Below are 15,616 nucleotides of genomic sequence, written 5' to 3' on the forward strand. Positions count from 1 at the left end.
AATAAGAAATACATGAACATGAAGCACTTGGAGGCGGTCATGGACGACGCCTCTATTGCCGGCTGACTTCATTCAGCCGGAGCCTGCAAACAATTTTGCGCATAAATCTTGACGGGACCAACAAAATTCATACTTTACTATATAATATCTTCATCTCCGTAAAGTTGCAAAGGAGTGTAAAGTATGTCAGTTTCTGTTGGGCAACGGGTCCAATCGATGATAGACCACATGTCAAAAGGTGAGATTGAATTGGCACTTTCTGATATTTGTATCGCAATAGATATAACATCTCAAAAGTATTACAACGAACCAAATTCTTCTGCCTCTTGTTACAAACGTTTTCTTAAAGAAAACATATGGATGATTGTTGTAACCGGAATGGGATCACTAATCACAGAAGCTGTTAAGCTTCCCTTTACGCATAAGGATATTAAATCTGATTACGAAGGGTATTGCACTTTGGAGCAGATTATTTATCATGTTATGCGTTGCGGTTTAATACACGGAACTGGTGAAGAAAGTAAAATTGTTTGGAACACTAATGTTCCGCTTGCCATAGATAAAGATCAAAATCTAAACATTTCTCCAAGCTTTATTTGGGGATTAGCCTTATGCGTTATTACATGCCCAGTTAATCTCCATGAACGGGTTGGGGACTATTGCTGGATATCTATGGCCACATTTAAGTATTTGATTAATGATCTGTGGGGAAAACGGGATAGCGTAAAAAATATGATCAAAAGTCAGTATGATGTAACAATCAAGGAATGCTAGGAAAAATAAAAGGACGAAACCTGCTATCAACCTGTATTGCATAATCTAAATGCAGAATGAATACCTCTTGCCGACTACCAGCAAACCATTGATATATTTGTATTTTCTGAGATCCTATAATTACACTCGGACCAAGGGTAGATCTTTATGGAATCTACCCTTTTCTTATATGCAAAATGCCGAATTTTCAAATTCGGCATTTTTTGTTGCATAGAAACGTGCAGCTATTGACCGTTTTCAGCCTATTAGCAGAAGGGCGTTTTGCTGATATGAGGAGGAAAACAATGTATATAAAGAAAACTTGCGGATATATTTTAGGCGAATCATCCGCAGAAATTACCACGCTCAAAGGCTATTAGACACATTTTTCCCGGCAACAACACAAAGTGTGATCTGGAAATACTGGCGGGCGATTCTTGACCCAAAACTGTGTGCAGACTGCCTGAGCCACCACGGCAAAATCTTTGCAATGGATGAAGTCCCGGAGATCGAACCACCGTTGCACGACAACTGCCGCTGTGCTATACTGCCGATGGATACGATCACACCCGGTGGAGCAACAAAAGACGAGGAAAACGGTGCGGATTTCTATCTTGCGAATTTTGGGAAACTTCCGGATTACGATATTTCAGATTCGGAGCTGCGGGCGCTGGGCTGGAAAAACGGAAAGCCGCCCAAGCGGTATGCTCCAGGGAAAATGTATACAAGGGATGTTTATGACAATGATGACGGGCATTTGCCCTCCGCGCCGGGACGCATTTGGTATGAACCGGACATCAATTACTATGAGGGGCGCCGCAACGGACATCGAATTCTGTATTCTGATGACGGCTTGATTTTTGTCACCTATGACCATTATCTGACTTTTTGCGAAATTCAAACTGGAGGTTGAACATGAACGAGCGAATTGCGGTCACACTTGATTTTACAGCCTGTAAATACATTCCCGAGCTGTACAAGGAAATGCGCACAAAGATGGAATGGGACGATGATTTCGGAGAAAACTTGAGTGCATTGTGGGATATTCTCACCGGAATGCCTTATAAGGGCGATGATTTTACGATCATCCGCCCGGTCAGATTTGAAAATATTCCCCATGGGCAAAATGACATCTTCACCGAATATGTGGACAAACTGTGTGCAATCTTCCAACGCGCACAGGATCGGTATGGGAATATTACGGCAACCATTCGTTATACTGACTCTGAGAAAAATAATTTATCAAATTATTTAATTTAACGGATAAAAGCTCTTGCTGACTGCCTGTGAACCATTGATATGACAGAACTTTTCCAAGTCCTATCATTACACAGCGACATTGAAAAGCTATCCCGCTACCGGGCCGTACTTTCCCCTGATTTCAGCATGTATCTGGAAATGGCTCCCGTGATGCAGCTTTACAATGTGTTTCGCAACCGCTGGTGCGGCGCATACTGGGCATCGAAAGGAATCCGTGTTGTTCCCACAGTCAACTGGGGTGATGACTCCACGTTTGATTTTTGCTTTGAGGGGATCGAAAAAGGCAGCGTTGTTGCTGTCTCCACCTATATGGCATCTGAGCATGATAACCGCTGCGACCAGAAAGAATGGTTCATGGCCGGCTACAATGAACTGCTGCGGCGGATTGAACCGGCGAGAATCATCTGCTACAACACGCCATTTCCCGAAATGCAAGGCAACATTATATACGTGGATCATGAGCGCAGTTCCTGGAAGTACATGAACTATGAGCGGAGTTTTCAAAAGGATGACTTGGAGGCATTCAAAATCGGTGGCGCATATCAAAAACCTTGTGATACAATAGAGCCGTACCTGATTGGAAAAGGCGGTGGAAGCGCCTATGGCGGAGAAATCAAACCGGCAAAACCAGAGGATGAGTGATTTTGGGGAGAGCCGGGCGAAACAAAATATTCTTATACAGCAAAAGGAGAGCTTATTGAAACGCTGATTGGTTCTGACGGAAAAGCATATATGGAAATTCACCATACAAACCACGGTTTCCCCAAGTACCATGAAGTTCCACACCAACATAGCATCATTTGGGACCAGTCAGGCTTTCACTTCGGCAAAGAACAGACTGCCAAAAGCATTTTGTGCGGGAGGAATAAGAATATGGCAACATGGGTTGGCACAAACAGCTTTGAAGATAATCGGTTTAAAACGATCAGCGATTTTAAGCAGTGTATGCGGCGTGGCGGTGAAGTCCAGTTCGAGTGGAAAGGCGTGATGTACTGCTGCTTTGGCTGCATTTCCTCCACAGCAGATACAGCGCCCAAAATGGTGATCTGTCAGGCTGGCTCTGTGGAAGTTAACACTCGTACAGAGAAGTGGTGTGATACTGCCGACGAAATTCTGGAGTACATGGTTGGGGAAGATCGTCTGCGCGATGTAATCACCAAAGTAAAGGTGTGGGAACGGACGATTTAAAGGATAAAACCTCTTGCCTGCTGCTTGTAAACCATTGATTTTACTGGATTTCTTCAGATCCTTTAATAACACTCCGACCATGGGTGAGTCCTTATGGGACTCACCCATTCAGCGTGTCGATAAACCCTTTTCTGTCATTCCGAGGAGCGCAGCGACGTGGGAATCCGTAACCAAAAAGTCGGGAATGTGCTGATACTCGTGAGTTTTAGGAACGGATTGCCACGTCGGCCCGTTGGGCCTCCTCGCAATGACAGGCTTTTTCGACAGTCTCTATGGGTGAGTCCTTATGGGACTCACCCATTAAAGTTGTACAGAAACGTACACCTTTCTTCCTTTTGTAGCCTATCTGTAGAAACCTAATTTTACATGATAGGAGGAAATATGATATACTACAAACGATATACGGGAAAGTTGCTGCCGCAGAAAACGGCAGAGCAGCCAAGGTGGGTCCAATGGACGCACCATTCAGAAGGCAAAACCCACTGTGAAGAGTGCTTGATGCTGGATGGATGTTTCTTTATGGCATCCAATCATCCACCTTATCCGCATCACCCATTCTGCCACTGTACTTTAGAGCCAGTTGATTATGCTGTAGTCCTGATAAATGCATCCGCATACAGTGACTATAGAAAATTTGATCCATATTTGTTTAACACAACCGGACTGCAAACACACAATAAAGAAAAACTCTTCAAAGAATGGGGATATACTATCGACGATGCAAGATGGCTGCAAGCAGAGATAGAACGGCAAGCGAGGGAACGTTATGTCTCTGGGCAATATGAGCTTGGAAAGCTAAATATGTTTGGACAAAGAATCAATATCAGAGTAACTATTCCAAAGAAAGATGGCTTTGGCGATGTTTCTTTTGTCACAGGTTGGATGGTAAAACCCAACGGGCAGATAAAACTGAATACGCCATACGGAGGTAAATAATATGACATACATGGACAATGTAGAAGTTATCATCGAAAAGGAAAAGTACACAAGAGATGGCGTTCATAAAGGTATGCAAGGGTGGATCACTGAACCAGAAAATATCAACGGATATTGGTTGGTTAATTTTCCTCAGTGCGGTGAAAAGAATGATATTGCTACAATTCCCGTCAGGGAAGAAGATATGAAAGTGGTGAAAATCCTTGATGCACGCATAAACGAGCAAATCAAGGCACAATTTGAAAAAGAAGCCGATCAGGCAAAAACATTTACCGAAAAGCTGGATGATCTTTCTAATTATCGTATCTAATGGGATAAAAACCTCTTGCTTGTCACTAGCAAACTATTGATATGACTGGATTTTTCCAAGTCCTATCATTACACTCCGACCATGGGAGAGTTCTACAAAGAGCTCTCCCATTTTTATTTATAGTTCCGATTTTTGATTTTTGCTGCACAAGAATATGCAGCTTTCTCTAATGGTGAAAATCATCTGCTACAACACGCCGCTTCCTGAAATGCGGGGAGACATCGTGTATGTGGACTATGAGCGCAGCTCGTGGAAATATATGAGCTATGAGAGAAATTATAAGGCAGAAGACCTCGACGCTTTCAAAATCGGCGAGACATATCGACCTGAACGTGATACAATAGAGCCATACCTGATCGACGGGGTATATAAGGGCGGCGGCAGCGCCTATGGTGGAAAGTGGCGTCCAAATCCAAATAAACCGCAAGATCAGCGTTTTTTAGGTAAACCGGGAGAAATAAAGACAACATATAAGAACGGGTACCGTGTTGACACCAAGATTGGTGAGGATGGACGTGCAGTAACAGAACGGCACTATACAGATCATAAGCAACCATGGGCACATACCAATCCGCACGATCATCCAATTTATTGGAATAATCCTGCGGGATATCCCGACCCACAGCCTGCAATCAATTATCCGAATGGAGCACCAGAATTTAAGCAATGGCGGGAGGCCTGCAATATGATCAAATACACAGTTTCTCCAGATAACACTTCAGAGCAGAATCGTTTTGTCAGCATCAGCGACTTCAAAACATGTATGAAATGGCATGGAGAGGTCGAATTCATGTGGAACGAAAATCTATATAGCATTACGCCTCGCAGCAACGGAAGAATCAGTATTTCCATGGCATACTGCGAAGATACTGAAAAACTCTGTGATACCTCCGATGAAGTTCTTGAATATATGGTTGGCCCTGACCGCCTGCGTGATGTGATCACACAGGTCACAGTGCTTGACCGTTCAATTTAGGAGGAATACCTCTTGCTGACCACCAGCAAACCATTGATATATCTGCATTTTCTGAAATCCTATCATTACACTCCCACCATCGGAGTATCCTTCGGGGTACTCCGATTTTTTATTTTCCAAATTGTTCTGTGATCGTTGCACGGAAACGTGCGACTGAGACTGTCGAAAAAGCCTGTCATTGCGAGGAGGCCCAACGGGCCGACGTGGCAATCCGTTCCTAAAACTCACGAGTATCAGCACATTCCCGACTTTTTGGTTACGGATTCCCACGTCGCTGCGCTCCTCGGAATGACAGAAAAGGGTTTATCGACACGCTGCGTGCAACTTTTTGCCTATTTCCCCTTATTTGTGAAGAATGTCTTTCTTGTACTTTCAAAAGGGGGAATAATTATTGTACTATAAGCAATGTTTCGGTACAATACAAAAGGGTGCCGGACTACCAAGTTGGGTCAAATGGACACATCATTCAGAAGGCAAAACTCACTGTGAAGCATGTCTGAAATTAGATGGTTGTTGGTTTCAGAAAGAAAAAGCCCCACCTTGCCCACATCATCCCTATTGCCATTGCACATTGGAGCCGATTGACTATGCTAATGGACTCTTGCAAATGACTACACCATATGGAGATGATTGATATGAAAGAATTGGATTGTGTTGAAGTTATTGTTGAGAAAAAAGTGTATGCCTGCGAAGGTGTACATATTGGTATGCAAGGGTGGATCTGCTTTGATGAAAGTGCCGATGGTTATTGGCTTGTAAACTTTCCACAGTATGGAGGGAAAAAAGATATTGCAACCATATCCGTGAAAGAAGTTGATATGAAGATAATCCCACGAATGGATGCACGAATCAACGAGAGAATTAAAGCTCAGTTCGATGAGACTGAAGATTCAGAAAAGAAATCTTTCGATGATAAGCCGGATGATCTTTCTGATTATATGATCTAAAAGGGCCGCTGCTTGTACCGCAGCGGCCCTTTTCTGATCTGATGCAGTTTTCTCAGCCCGGGGGCCAGGTCATATCCCGGCCGGACAGGACGTGGAAGTGCAGGTGGTGGACGCTCTGGCCCGCCTGCTCCCCGATGTTGGAGACCACACGGTAGCTGTCCAGGCCCAGCTGCTTTGTCACCTTGGCGATGACCTGGAAAATGTGGGCCACCACGGCGCTGTTGTCCCCGGTCACCTCGGCCACAGAACCGATGTGGGCCTTGGGGATGACCAGGAAGTGGGTGGGTGCCTGGGGATCGATGTCATAGAAGGCGTAGCACAGCTCGTCCTCATAGACCTTGTTGGAGGGGATCTCCCCGGCGCTGATCTTGCAGAACAGACAATCAGACATGAAATTCAGCTCCTTTCGGCTTCTTTGGTTTGGTTTGAGTATTTCCGGCGGTCAGACAAACTGATTCCGCTCCGGGTCGTAGTGATAATCGATGGCTGCCAGCTTGTTCGCCAGGGCCTGCCCGTCCGCCTGGAGGTCGTCGCACAGTGCGGCCAGGCTGGGATAGCAGTCCCGCAGCTTGGTGTTCACATAGCTGAGCAGGATCGCGGGGTCCTGAGGCAGCATCTTACACCCCCAGCTTCATGGACACCACGTTGTCCACCATGGCCAGGGCGTTGTCCACCATCAGGGGGTCCTTGCCGCCGCCCATGGCGGAGTCGGGCTTACCGCCGCCGGAGCCGCCGGCGATGGCGGACACCTGCTTGATGATGTCCCCGGCCTTCACGCCGGCCTTCACGGCATCCTTGCCGCACACGGCCAGGAAGGTGATCTTCTCCCCGTTGACGGCGGCCAGCACGGCCACCACCTTGGGCTCCTTGTCCCGCAGGAAGTCGCCCATCTTGCGCAGGCGGTTGGCATCGGCCTCGGGCACGGTGGCGGTGAGGACCTTCAGTCCGCCCACATCGTGGCCGGAGAACAGGAAGCGCTCGGCCTCGCTGACGGCCTCCCGGGCCTTGAACTTCTCCACGGACTGGCTGAGCTGGCGGACCTCGGCCATCACGGCCTCGGCCTTCTCCCGCAGCTCGCCGGGCTTGGCCTTCAGGATGGAGGCGGCCTGGAACAGCATCTCCTGGTTCCGGTTCATCACGGCCAGAGAGGCCTTGCCGGTGGTGGCCTCGATGCGGCGGACGCCGGAGGCCACGGAGAACTCGCTGGAGATGTGGAACACGCCCACCTTGGCGGTGTTGTCCAGGTGGGTGCCGCCGCAGAACTCCACGGAGTAGCCGCTGCCCATATCCACCACACGGACGGTGTCGCCATACTTCTCGCCGAACAGGGCGATGGCGCCCTTCTTCTTGGCCTCCTCGATGGGCAGCTCCTGGGTGACGATGTCATAGCCCTCCAGAACGGCCTCGTTGACGATGGCGCTCACCTTGCCAAGCTCCTGGGCGGTGAGGGCGGAGAAGTGGGTAAAGTCAAAGCGCAGGCGGTCGGGCTCCACCAGAGAACCGGCCTGATGGACGTGGTCGCCCAGCACGGTGCGCAGGGCCTTGTCCAGCAGGTGGGTGGCGGAGTGGGCGCGCATGATGGCCTTGCGGCGCTCCACGTCCAGGGCGGCGGTGACGGTGTCGCCCACCTTCAGGGTGCCCTGGGTCAGCTTGCCGTAGTGCATATACTTGCCGCCCTTGTTCTTCTGCACGTCGGTGACGGCGAAGGTCACGCCGTCGGCGGTGAGGGTGCCCTGGTCGCCGATCTGGCCGCCCATCTCGGCGTAGAAGGGGGTCTTATCCAGCACCACGATGGCCTCCACGCCGGGCATCAGCTCCTCGGCCTGCTCGTTCTCCACCACCAGGGCGACCACCTTGGCCCCCTCCACAGTGGTGTGATCATAGCCCACAAACTGGGTCTCGGGGATGTCCTTGCCGAACTCCACGCCGGCCCAGCCCAGATCGCCCAGGGCCTCACGGGCCTTGCGGGCCCGCTGGCGCTGCTCCTCCATCTGCTTGTGGAACTCCTCCTCGTCCAGGGTCATGCCCTGCTCCTCCACCATCTCCAGGGTCAGGTCGATGGGGAAGCCATAGGTGTCGTACAGCTTGAAGGCGTCGCCGCCGGAGAAGGTCTTCTCCCCCTTGGCCTTGTGGCCGGCGAGCATCTCGTTGAAGATCTTCAGGCCGCCGTCGATGGTCTTGGCGAAGTTCTCCTCCTCCACCCGGATGACCTTGGTGATATAGTCCTGGCGCTCCCGCAGCTCGGGGTAGTGGCCCTCGTTCTCATGGATGACGGTGTCGCACACCCGGTACAGGAAGGGCTCGTTCACGCCCAGCAGCTTGCCGTGGCGGGCGGCCCGGCGCAGCAGACGGCGCAGCACATAGCCCCGGCCCTCGTTGCTGGGCAGTACGCCGTCGCAGATCATAAAGGTGGCGGAGCGGATGTGGTCGGTGATGACACGCAGGGACACGTCGATGGCGTGGCTCTGGCCATACTTGGCCCCGGTGATCTCGGTGACCTTGTTGGTGATGTTCATCACGGTGTCCACGTCGAACAGGGAGTCCACGTTCTGGCACACCACGGCCAGACGCTCCAGGCCCATGCCGGTGTCGATGTTCTTCTGCTTCAGCTCGGTATAGTGGCCCTCGCCGTCGTTGTCGAACTGGGAGAACACCACGTTCCAGACCTCCATATACCGGTCGCAGTCGCAGCCCACGGTGCAGCCGGGCTTGCCGCAGCCATACTTGGGGCCCCGGTCATAGTAGATCTCAGAGCAGGGGCCGCAGGGGCCGGAGCCGTGCTCCCAGAAGTTGTCCTCCTTGCCGAACTTGAAGATGTGGTCGGCGGGGACGCCGATCTCCTCATTCCAGACGCGGAAGGCCTCGGTGTCGGCGGGGGTGGTCTCGTTGCCGGCAAAGACGGAGGGGAACAGGCGGTCGGGGTCCAGACCCACCCACTCCGGGCTGGTCAAAAACTCCCAGGCCCAGTGGATGGCCTCGTTCTTAAAGTAGTCGCCGAAGGAGAAGTTGCCCAGCATCTCGAAATAGGTGCCGTGGCGGGCGGTCTTGCCGATGTTCTCGATGTCGCCGGTGCGGATGCACTTCTGGCAGGTGGTCACCCGATGGCGGGGGGGCTCCTGCTCCCCGGTGAAGAAGGGCTTCATGGGGGCCATACCGCTGTTGATGAGCAGCAGGCTGGCGTCGTTCTGGGGGATCAGGGAGAAGCTGGGCAGGCGCAGATGTCCCTTGGTCTCAAAAAAGTGCAGGAACATCTCGCGCAGCTCGTTTACCCCAAAGGGCTTGGGATCTTTCATGGAAAATACCTCCGTTTATTGTTGCTTTCTTCTTTTTTATCGGATCTGTGCCGAAAAACCGATGAGCTGATAGCTGGGGTCGATGGAGAACTGATAGACCACTTTTTTCTTCTCGTGCTTGCAGTAGAGCACGGCCACGGCGTATTCGCCGTCGAAGCTCTCGTTCTCGCCGCCCACCACTGTGGAATCGGTGAGCTTGACATAGGCCCCCGCATCGGCCACGTTCTCCATGGCCTGGTCGATGGTGTCCGCCGTGATGTCATACTGCTCCCGCACGTCCTGGCGGAACTGGTCGGCCACTCCGGCATAGTCCCCGTCGGCCAGCAGGGCGAGGACCTCCTCGGCCTTGGCCTGGGCGGCGTCCTTGTCCATACCCTCGGGCAGGGGCTTTCCCTTGCACCCGGCCAGCAAAAACAGGCTCAGGGCCACCGTGACGGCCAGAGCCAGCGCTCCGGCCCGCTTTCTCCATTGTCTCATGACTTGTTCACCCCCTCGCCGGACCATGCCACGCCAGCGTATACCGCCACGAAAAAACCGCCCCTGACCCAGTGTCAGGGGCGGAGAAATTCCACGGTACCACCCTGATTAGCGCCGAAGACGGCGCTGTCTCAAGTCATCGGGTAACGGGGATGGGCCGTCCCGGTCGTCCCGGGCCGCTGGTGAAGTGGCGCTCCCGGTCCGTCTGCAAGGGCTTTCACTGTCCCCTCTCGCTGGCGGCACGTGGCCGGGTTTTGCTTCGTCATTACATTTTGCGTTGTTATTGTATCATGTTTTCGGGGATTGTCAAGGGGATGGGTCCGTTTCTTAGTGCTTTTTCTGATTAAAGCGGAAAAGAATTCGTAAAATTTTCGCAGTCCCATAAAATTTTCGTTGCATTTTCCCCCTGTGGGGGGTAGAATATTGATGGCATACGTCTCTTTGTTTTGTGCGGAGGCCGGGAGACGTATGTTTTCTTAACATACTTGCTGCATACAGCTTGTGGACGATTTGCTTTTTCTGTAATACAGCCATTCTACTTTAAGAGGTGAGACCCGACATCATGTTTGAAACAAAACGAAAGACCAACCTGTCCGAACAGGCCTATAACCAGATCAAAGACGCCATCTGTGCAGGGCGCATCGCCCCCGGCGATATTCTCAGCGAGAGCCGTCTGGCCGAGGACCTGGGCATGAGCCGCACTCCTGTACGGGAGGCCCTGCGCTCCCTGGCCTCCGAGGGCTTTTTAGAGATCAAAAACGGCGTTGGGGCCTATGTCAAGCCCCTGTCCTCCAAGGATATGGAAAACCTGTACGAGATCCGCTGCCTGCTGGAGATGCAGGCCATCAAAACCTCGATCTACCGCATCACCGACCAGGAGATCGACGACATGGAGCGCCGGTTCCAGGCCGTGTACGACGCCTGCGAGCGGGGCGAGCACCCCGAGCACGGGGAGTTCTCCACCCTGGACTGGGACCTGCACTGTATGCTGGTGGACCACTGCACCAACCCCTATATCAAGTCCATCGTGGCCAGTAACGACTCCAACCTGCGCCGCTATCTGAATCTGTCCGCCGAGGCGCTGAACAACGTGAAGGAGAGCGTCCGCCAGCACCTGGAGATCTTAAAGGTCCTGCGCACCCGGGACCTGGACAAGCTCACCGAAGTCCTGAAAACCCACCTGGATTGGTCGGAAAACTTTCTGCGTATCTGATGCGCATACACTCATTTTTTAGGAGGAGATCTTCGTGGAAAAGCCCCTGTTCTGGATCATTGACGACGAGTGGCCCGACTACTCCGTGGAGGAGGCCGCACTGAAGGCCGCCTGCCCCGACTGCGACATCCGCTATTCCGGCATCCCCTTCCAGAAGGATCTGGAGGACTTCGGCGATCAGGTGGACGTGGTCTTTGCCCAGGTGTCCGCCGACATCACCGCCCAGGTCATCGCCAAGCTCCCCCGCTGCAAGGGCATCGCCGTCTTTGGCAGCGGCTATAACAACGTGGACGTGCAGGCCGCCAAGGCCGCCGGTATCCCCGTGACCAATGTAAACGGCTATTGCACCGAGGACATCGCCGACTATGTGCTGGCCGCCATGTTCCACTTCTACAAGCCCATCGAGGCCCTGTACGGCCAGCTGAAAAACGGCGTGTGGGGGGTCACCGCCCTCAGCCAGCCCGTCCACCGGCTGAGCCGGCAGACCCTGCTGCTTATGGGCTTTGGCTACATCGGCAAGATCACCGCCCAGCGGGCCCACGCCCTGGGCATGACGGTCCTGGCCTATGACCCCTTCGTCACAGACGAGGCCGCCCGGGAATTCGGCGCAGAGAAGGTGGAGCTGGACGAGGGCCTGGCCCGGGCGGACTTCGTCTCCGTCCATGTACGCCTGATGCCCGAGACCACCGGCCTTGTCGATCTGGAGCTGATGAAAAAGATGAAGCCCTCCGCCGTGCTCATCAACGTGGCCCGGGGCGCCCTGGTAAAGGAACCCGACCTGATCGAAGCGGTGAAGACGGGGGTCATCCGGGGTGCGGTGCTGGATGTAGTCTGTCACGAGCCCATCACCATGGACGACCCCCTGCTGTCCGTCCCCGGCATCCTCATTACCCCCCATGTGTCCTACGCCTCGGAGGAGTCGGTGCTGGACCTGCGCCGCCGGGCGGTGGAAAACGCCCTGGCCATGTACCGGGGGGAGCGCCCTCTGGACCTGATCCCCATGTAAGCAGCACAGCGCATCCGGCACACTTGACCGCCGGATGCGCTTTTTTCATTGCCCCCGGCGGATTCCTGTGGTAAAATGGAACCATCCCGGGGGCTTCTTTGCCCCTTCTCCGGGGAGGAGATCATTTGAACAAGCGCCATTCCTGGCTTTTCAGGCGGCTGGCGATCCTGCTGGTCTGTTTCAGTCTGCTGATCCCGCCCCCTGCCGCCGCGGCGGAGGTGTGCTTCACCGCCGTCAACGACAATGTGCTGCCCCTCACGGCGGACACCATGCCCATCTGGTATAAAAGCCTCATCTATGTCCCGTATACCGTATTCGACAGCGGCTCCACCGGCGTGGACCTGGGGCTGAACAGCACCTACGACCCCTCTTCCGCCACGGTGAACATCTATAACCTGCGGCAGATCCTGGCCTTCGACCTGAACGCCGGCACCTGCCGGGACCCGTCCACCGACACCTATTACAACGTGCGGGCCGTCATACGCAACGGCCGGCCCTATGTACCGCTGAACACCGTGTGTACCTTCTTCGGACTCAGCCGGTCCTATAACTCCATCCGCCAGGGCTATCTGCTGCGCATCAAAAACGAGGCGGTGGTCCTGTCCGACTCCAAATTCATCGAGGCGGCGGAGAATCTGCTGAACATGCGCCTGCGGGAGTATAACCGCAGTCTGAACCCCGGCAGCGACACGCCCTCCACCCCCGGCACCGCCACGCCATCTGCGCCCAGCACCGCCCCGACGGAGGAGGAGCCCGTCACCGCCAGCGATGTGTCCGTCTATCTGGCCTTCCGCTGCACCGACGCAGGCAGCCTGTCCGACCTGCTGGATGCCCTGGATGCCAAGTCGGCCCGCGCCGTCTTCTTCCTCACCCCCCAGGTGCTGAAGGAGCACGGCGACCTGGTCCGCCGGACCCTGGGCCAGGGCCACAGCGTCGGACTGCTGGCCCAGGGGGACACCGCCGACCAGACCCGGCTGCTGCTGGAGCGGGGGAACGAGCTGCTGGCGGGCACGGCCCACAGCCGCACTACCCTGGCCATGGTGCCGGACGATCAGCGCGCCGCCCTCTCCGCCCAGGGCTGGGTGTGCTGGCAGCAGACCCTGGCCCTCTCCCCCACCCTGTCCTCCGGGGTGAACACCTTCGCCGCCAACACCCTGCGCCGGCTGAACCGGCTGAACCGGCAGACCGTCTATCTCACCATGGACGCAGACCCCGGAGCCGTCCGGGTACTGCCCACCCTGCTGCGCCAGCTGAAGAACAACCACTATCTCATCCGCATTCCTATGGAGACACGCCTATGAAGTACATCGACTTTACAACCTCTCTCCCCCAAAGCTATGACCCGGAGCAGCTGGCCCGGCGGGTCCGCCACCTGTCCGCCCGGCTCCGGGACTTCGGCCCTGGCGGCCCGGAGCTTCTCTCCGCCGACCAAACGACCGGCCAGGTTCGGGCCCGCTTCCCCGGCCACAGTGCCGATGATATCCGGCGGCAGCTGGAAGAACGCTTCGGCATCCGCACTCGCCTGGATGGGGATGCCCTTCTCTTCCAGCTCACCCCCCACATCGCCTTTGAAGAACTGGACCATGTGTGGGGCTGTCTGTTCGAGCTGTTGTTCTGAATCAGCAAACACCCTGGAAGCCCGGCATTTCCGCCGGTCTCCCAGGGTGTTTTTTCGTCTGAGCCGCTCTATCGTTCACTGCATCTCGAACTCCGTGGGCTGTTCCGTCATGCACAGGACGGTCTTTGTCTCCTCCGGCGGCCAGGGGGCCGTCCGGCGGGTACACCGGGCCACGGAGGTCACTTTGCCCCGCTTGACCACGTTCTCCATCCCGTAGGGCACCTTCACCCAGTCCCCCACGTTCAGCGAAAGTTCCCCGGCCAGGTAGGAATAGTCCCGGCGGACCCCGGGGATATGCACCTTGCAATAGACATATTCCGTGCCATCCCGGGGAAGTTCGCCCTCGGGCTCCTCCTCCGCCGTCAGGCCCAGCTTCTCCGCCAGCTCCTCAAGCTCCTCAGCGTCCAGGTCCCACCGGTCTCCGGGCAGGGGGGTTTTCATCAGCAGGGAGAACAGGTGCTCCGCCAGGGCAAATTTCCCGCAGTCCGCCGCCGCCATAATGATGCTCTGCTGATCATAACTGACATAGGCGCTCTGGCAGAGCTGCCGGGCAAAGCCGTCGTCCCGCTCAAGCTCGTCCAGCAAAGGCCGCAGCCGCTCTGCGTCGCCGTATTCATACTCCGACTGCCACAGCCACTCCATCTCGTCCAGAAAGCGCCTGGCCTGCTCCGGGTCGTCTATGGGCTCGTCCGTCCCGGCCATGGAGCGCCAGATGGCAATGACCAGCTCCGGCCGCCTGGAATACAGCTGCTCCAGCACCTCACCGCTGTACATATCCGCCAGTTCCTCCGCCTCAAACTCGTCATAGAGGGCCGGGTTCTGCTCCGCCATGCGCTTCACGCTGCTGTCAGAGAAATATACATAGGTTCCCCGTATCTGCTGCCAATGTCCGCAGAAGCAGTTCAGCATCCGGTTCCCCCGCAGGTCGTGGTCGGCGGACTCCGCATCCCCGAAGAACACCGTTAAGCGGATCATCTCCTGCAGCAGGTCGGTCAGGGCATCCTCTGCGGCATCGTTCTCCCCCTGCTCGTCCCACGGCAGGGTCAGGTAGAGGGAGCCGTCTTCAAACTCCGGCGGATACTCCTTGTCATAGGGGGGCAGCCGGAGGATGATCTCCCGCCAGAACGTCCCGCAGGGCCGTGCCTGGACCAGCTCCCCCACCTCCTGAAACAGCACCCTGCAGGGCAGGGCCATGCGCTCCGCCTCCTTGGGGGCAAACAGGCCGCTGACCTCCATCAGGTCCCGGGCCACCGCCTGGACGGGGTAGACCACGGAGTTGCTCACCATCTGGCCCACATGGGTCCTCCAGGCGATCTTCCACTCCTCCCCCTCCTTCAGGGCGGCGGTGATCTGGCAGAGCATGGCCTTCCAGGCCAGCTCTTTGGCATCCGCCCGGTCTGGCAGCAGTCTTTGGGCCGCACGGACCACTCTCTCCGCCGAGCTTCGGGCCGCATCCATCATCTGCCCCAGCTGGTCGTTCCACAGGGCCGTCTCCTGGGCCTTCTTCCGCTGCTCCTCCCGCTCCATGTCCACGCCGTAGGTGGCGAAATACCAGGACTGCCACTCCCCTGCGCTCAGTTTTCCGTCCTGATTCTTGTCGAACTTCTTCTGGCCGCCATGCAGCGCCATACGCTCATCT

Annotated in this window: 18 protein-coding genes; 12 read left to right on the top strand and 6 right to left on the bottom strand. The window is 54.9% G+C overall.

The window, feature by feature from the left end; all coding sequences use genetic code 11:
* Positions 1–183: 183 nt before the first annotated feature.
* The 4 genes from H8S55_RS09035 (at position 184) to H8S55_RS09050 (ending at position 2,655) form a co-directional block, all read left to right on the top strand.
* Positions 184–774, top strand: coding sequence for an Rv1289 family protein (locus H8S55_RS09035; protein WP_186878705.1), 591 nt, complete (start codon positions 184–186; stop codon positions 772–774).
* Positions 775–1,162: 388 nt separating this feature from the next.
* Positions 1,163–1,666 carry a phage minor head protein gene (locus H8S55_RS09040; RefSeq protein ID WP_366467725.1) on the top strand — a complete coding sequence of 168 codons (504 nt, stop codon included), beginning with the start codon at positions 1,163–1,165 and terminating at the stop codon, positions 1,664–1,666.
* A gap of 2 nt (positions 1,667–1,668) precedes the next feature.
* A complete protein-coding gene (locus tag H8S55_RS09045; protein ID WP_186878706.1) occupies positions 1,669–2,013 on the top strand; it encodes a barstar family protein in 345 nt (114 codons plus the stop codon).
* Positions 2,014–2,052: 39 nt separating this feature from the next.
* Positions 2,053–2,655 (top strand): DUF4417 domain-containing protein, encoded by a 603-nt coding sequence (locus H8S55_RS09050; RefSeq protein WP_186878707.1) that lies wholly within the window; start codon positions 2,053–2,055, stop codon positions 2,653–2,655.
* A gap of 168 nt (positions 2,656–2,823) precedes the next feature.
* Here the strand turns inward: H8S55_RS09050 and H8S55_RS09055 are convergent, their stop codons facing one another.
* Positions 2,824–3,282: a hypothetical protein gene (locus H8S55_RS09055; protein WP_186878708.1), complete on the bottom strand. Its 459-nt coding sequence runs from the start codon at positions 3,280–3,282 to the stop codon at positions 2,824–2,826.
* 300 nt (positions 3,283–3,582) lie between these two features.
* Between H8S55_RS09055 and H8S55_RS09060 the strand changes: the two genes are divergently transcribed.
* The 4 genes from H8S55_RS09060 to H8S55_RS09075 all read left to right on the top strand — a co-directional run bounded on the left by H8S55_RS09060 (position 3,583) and on the right by H8S55_RS09075 (position 6,370).
* Positions 3,583–4,137: a DUF6883 domain-containing protein gene (locus H8S55_RS09060; RefSeq protein WP_227144155.1), complete on the top strand. Its 555-nt coding sequence runs from the start codon at positions 3,583–3,585 to the stop codon at positions 4,135–4,137.
* Between the two features lies 1 nt (position 4,138).
* Entirely contained in the window at positions 4,139–4,447 is a 309-nt protein-coding gene (locus H8S55_RS09065; protein ID WP_186878709.1) for a hypothetical protein, read from the top strand.
* A gap of 169 nt (positions 4,448–4,616) precedes the next feature.
* Complete coding sequence (locus H8S55_RS09070; RefSeq protein WP_186878710.1) at positions 4,617–5,423, top strand: hypothetical protein; 807 nt, start codon at positions 4,617–4,619, stop codon at positions 5,421–5,423.
* 635 nt (positions 5,424–6,058) lie between these two features.
* Positions 6,059–6,370 carry a hypothetical protein gene (locus H8S55_RS09075; protein ID WP_186878711.1) on the top strand — a complete coding sequence of 104 codons (312 nt, stop codon included), beginning with the start codon at positions 6,059–6,061 and terminating at the stop codon, positions 6,368–6,370.
* A gap of 52 nt (positions 6,371–6,422) precedes the next feature.
* Here the strand turns inward: H8S55_RS09075 and H8S55_RS09080 are convergent, their stop codons facing one another.
* The 4 genes from H8S55_RS09080 to H8S55_RS09095 are packed head-to-tail and all read right to left on the bottom strand — an operon-like array spanning position 6,423 to position 10,140.
* The gene (locus H8S55_RS09080) at positions 6,423–6,761 is read right to left on the bottom strand and encodes a histidine triad nucleotide-binding protein (protein ID WP_186878712.1); all 339 of its coding nucleotides are present in this window, start codon (positions 6,759–6,761) and stop codon (positions 6,423–6,425) included.
* Between the two features lie 51 nt (positions 6,762–6,812).
* The gene (locus tag H8S55_RS09085; protein WP_186878713.1) at positions 6,813–6,986 is read right to left on the bottom strand and encodes a DUF4250 domain-containing protein; all 174 of its coding nucleotides are present in this window, start codon (positions 6,984–6,986) and stop codon (positions 6,813–6,815) included.
* Position 6,987: 1 nt separating this feature from the next.
* Positions 6,988–9,663 carry an alanine--tRNA ligase gene (gene alaS / locus H8S55_RS09090; protein ID WP_186878714.1) on the bottom strand — a complete coding sequence of 892 codons (2,676 nt, stop codon included), beginning with the start codon at positions 9,661–9,663 and terminating at the stop codon, positions 6,988–6,990.
* A gap of 36 nt (positions 9,664–9,699) precedes the next feature.
* Entirely contained in the window at positions 9,700–10,140 is a 441-nt protein-coding gene (locus H8S55_RS09095; protein ID WP_186878715.1) for a DUF3887 domain-containing protein, read from the bottom strand.
* Positions 10,141–10,702: 562 nt separating this feature from the next.
* Here H8S55_RS09095 and H8S55_RS09100 point away from each other — a divergent pair.
* The 4 genes from H8S55_RS09100 to H8S55_RS09115 all read left to right on the top strand — a co-directional run bounded on the left by H8S55_RS09100 (position 10,703) and on the right by H8S55_RS09115 (position 13,977).
* On the top strand, positions 10,703–11,353 hold the full coding sequence (locus tag H8S55_RS09100; RefSeq protein WP_186878716.1) for a GntR family transcriptional regulator: 651 nt from the start codon (positions 10,703–10,705) through the stop codon (positions 11,351–11,353).
* A gap of 34 nt (positions 11,354–11,387) precedes the next feature.
* The gene (locus H8S55_RS09105; protein ID WP_186878717.1) at positions 11,388–12,359 is read left to right on the top strand and encodes a C-terminal binding protein; all 972 of its coding nucleotides are present in this window, start codon (positions 11,388–11,390) and stop codon (positions 12,357–12,359) included.
* Between the two features lie 125 nt (positions 12,360–12,484).
* The gene (locus H8S55_RS09110; RefSeq protein WP_186878718.1) at positions 12,485–13,660 is read left to right on the top strand and encodes a polysaccharide deacetylase family protein; all 1,176 of its coding nucleotides are present in this window, start codon (positions 12,485–12,487) and stop codon (positions 13,658–13,660) included.
* Positions 13,657–13,977 (top strand): hypothetical protein, encoded by a 321-nt coding sequence (locus H8S55_RS09115; RefSeq protein WP_186878719.1) that lies wholly within the window; start codon positions 13,657–13,659, stop codon positions 13,975–13,977. Before H8S55_RS09110 ends, H8S55_RS09115 begins: the two co-directional genes overlap by 4 nt.
* Before the next feature lie 75 nt (positions 13,978–14,052).
* On the opposite strand, the gene H8S55_RS09120 is transcribed toward H8S55_RS09115, so the two are convergent.
* On the bottom strand, positions 14,053–15,606 hold the full coding sequence (locus tag H8S55_RS09120; RefSeq protein ID WP_186878720.1) for a hypothetical protein: 1,554 nt from the start codon (positions 15,604–15,606) through the stop codon (positions 14,053–14,055).
* Positions 15,607–15,616 lie beyond the last annotated feature (10 nt).

The organism is Flintibacter faecis, from assembly GCF_014287875.1.
GTDB classification, from domain to species: domain Bacteria; phylum Bacillota; class Clostridia; order Oscillospirales; family Oscillospiraceae; genus Lawsonibacter; species Lawsonibacter faecis_A.

Excerpts from the sequence above, each read along its gene's own strand:
- H8S55_RS09095 (WP_186878715.1), bottom strand. The coding sequence starts at position 10,140 with ATGAGACAATGGAGAAAGCGGGCCGGAGCGCTGGCTCTGGCCGTCACG.
- H8S55_RS09085 (WP_186878713.1), bottom strand. The coding sequence starts at position 6,986 with ATGCTGCCTCAGGACCCCGCGATCCTGCTCAGCTATGTGAACACCAAG.
- H8S55_RS09080 (WP_186878712.1), bottom strand. The coding sequence starts at position 6,761 with ATGTCTGATTGTCTGTTCTGCAAGATCAGCGCCGGGGAGATCCCCTCC.
- H8S55_RS09075 (WP_186878711.1), top strand. The coding sequence starts at position 6,059 with ATGAAAGAATTGGATTGTGTTGAAGTTATTGTTGAGAAAAAAGTGTAT.
- H8S55_RS09120 (WP_186878720.1), bottom strand. The coding sequence starts at position 15,606 with ATGGCGCTGCATGGCGGCCAGAAGAAGTTCGACAAGAATCAGGACGGA.
- H8S55_RS09065 (WP_186878709.1), top strand. The coding sequence starts at position 4,139 with ATGACATACATGGACAATGTAGAAGTTATCATCGAAAAGGAAAAGTAC.
- H8S55_RS09070 (WP_186878710.1), top strand. The coding sequence starts at position 4,617 with ATGGTGAAAATCATCTGCTACAACACGCCGCTTCCTGAAATGCGGGGA.
- H8S55_RS09055 (WP_186878708.1), bottom strand. The coding sequence starts at position 3,282 with ATGGTCGGAGTGTTATTAAAGGATCTGAAGAAATCCAGTAAAATCAAT.
- H8S55_RS09050 (WP_186878707.1), top strand. The coding sequence starts at position 2,053 with ATGACAGAACTTTTCCAAGTCCTATCATTACACAGCGACATTGAAAAG.
- H8S55_RS09060 (WP_227144155.1), top strand. The coding sequence starts at position 3,583 with ATGATATACTACAAACGATATACGGGAAAGTTGCTGCCGCAGAAAACG.
- H8S55_RS09115 (WP_186878719.1), top strand. The coding sequence starts at position 13,657 with ATGAAGTACATCGACTTTACAACCTCTCTCCCCCAAAGCTATGACCCG.
- H8S55_RS09035 (WP_186878705.1), top strand. The coding sequence starts at position 184 with ATGTCAGTTTCTGTTGGGCAACGGGTCCAATCGATGATAGACCACATG.
- H8S55_RS09045 (WP_186878706.1), top strand. The coding sequence starts at position 1,669 with ATGAACGAGCGAATTGCGGTCACACTTGATTTTACAGCCTGTAAATAC.
- alaS (WP_186878714.1), bottom strand. The coding sequence starts at position 9,663 with ATGAAAGATCCCAAGCCCTTTGGGGTAAACGAGCTGCGCGAGATGTTC.
- H8S55_RS09100 (WP_186878716.1), top strand. The coding sequence starts at position 10,703 with ATGTTTGAAACAAAACGAAAGACCAACCTGTCCGAACAGGCCTATAAC.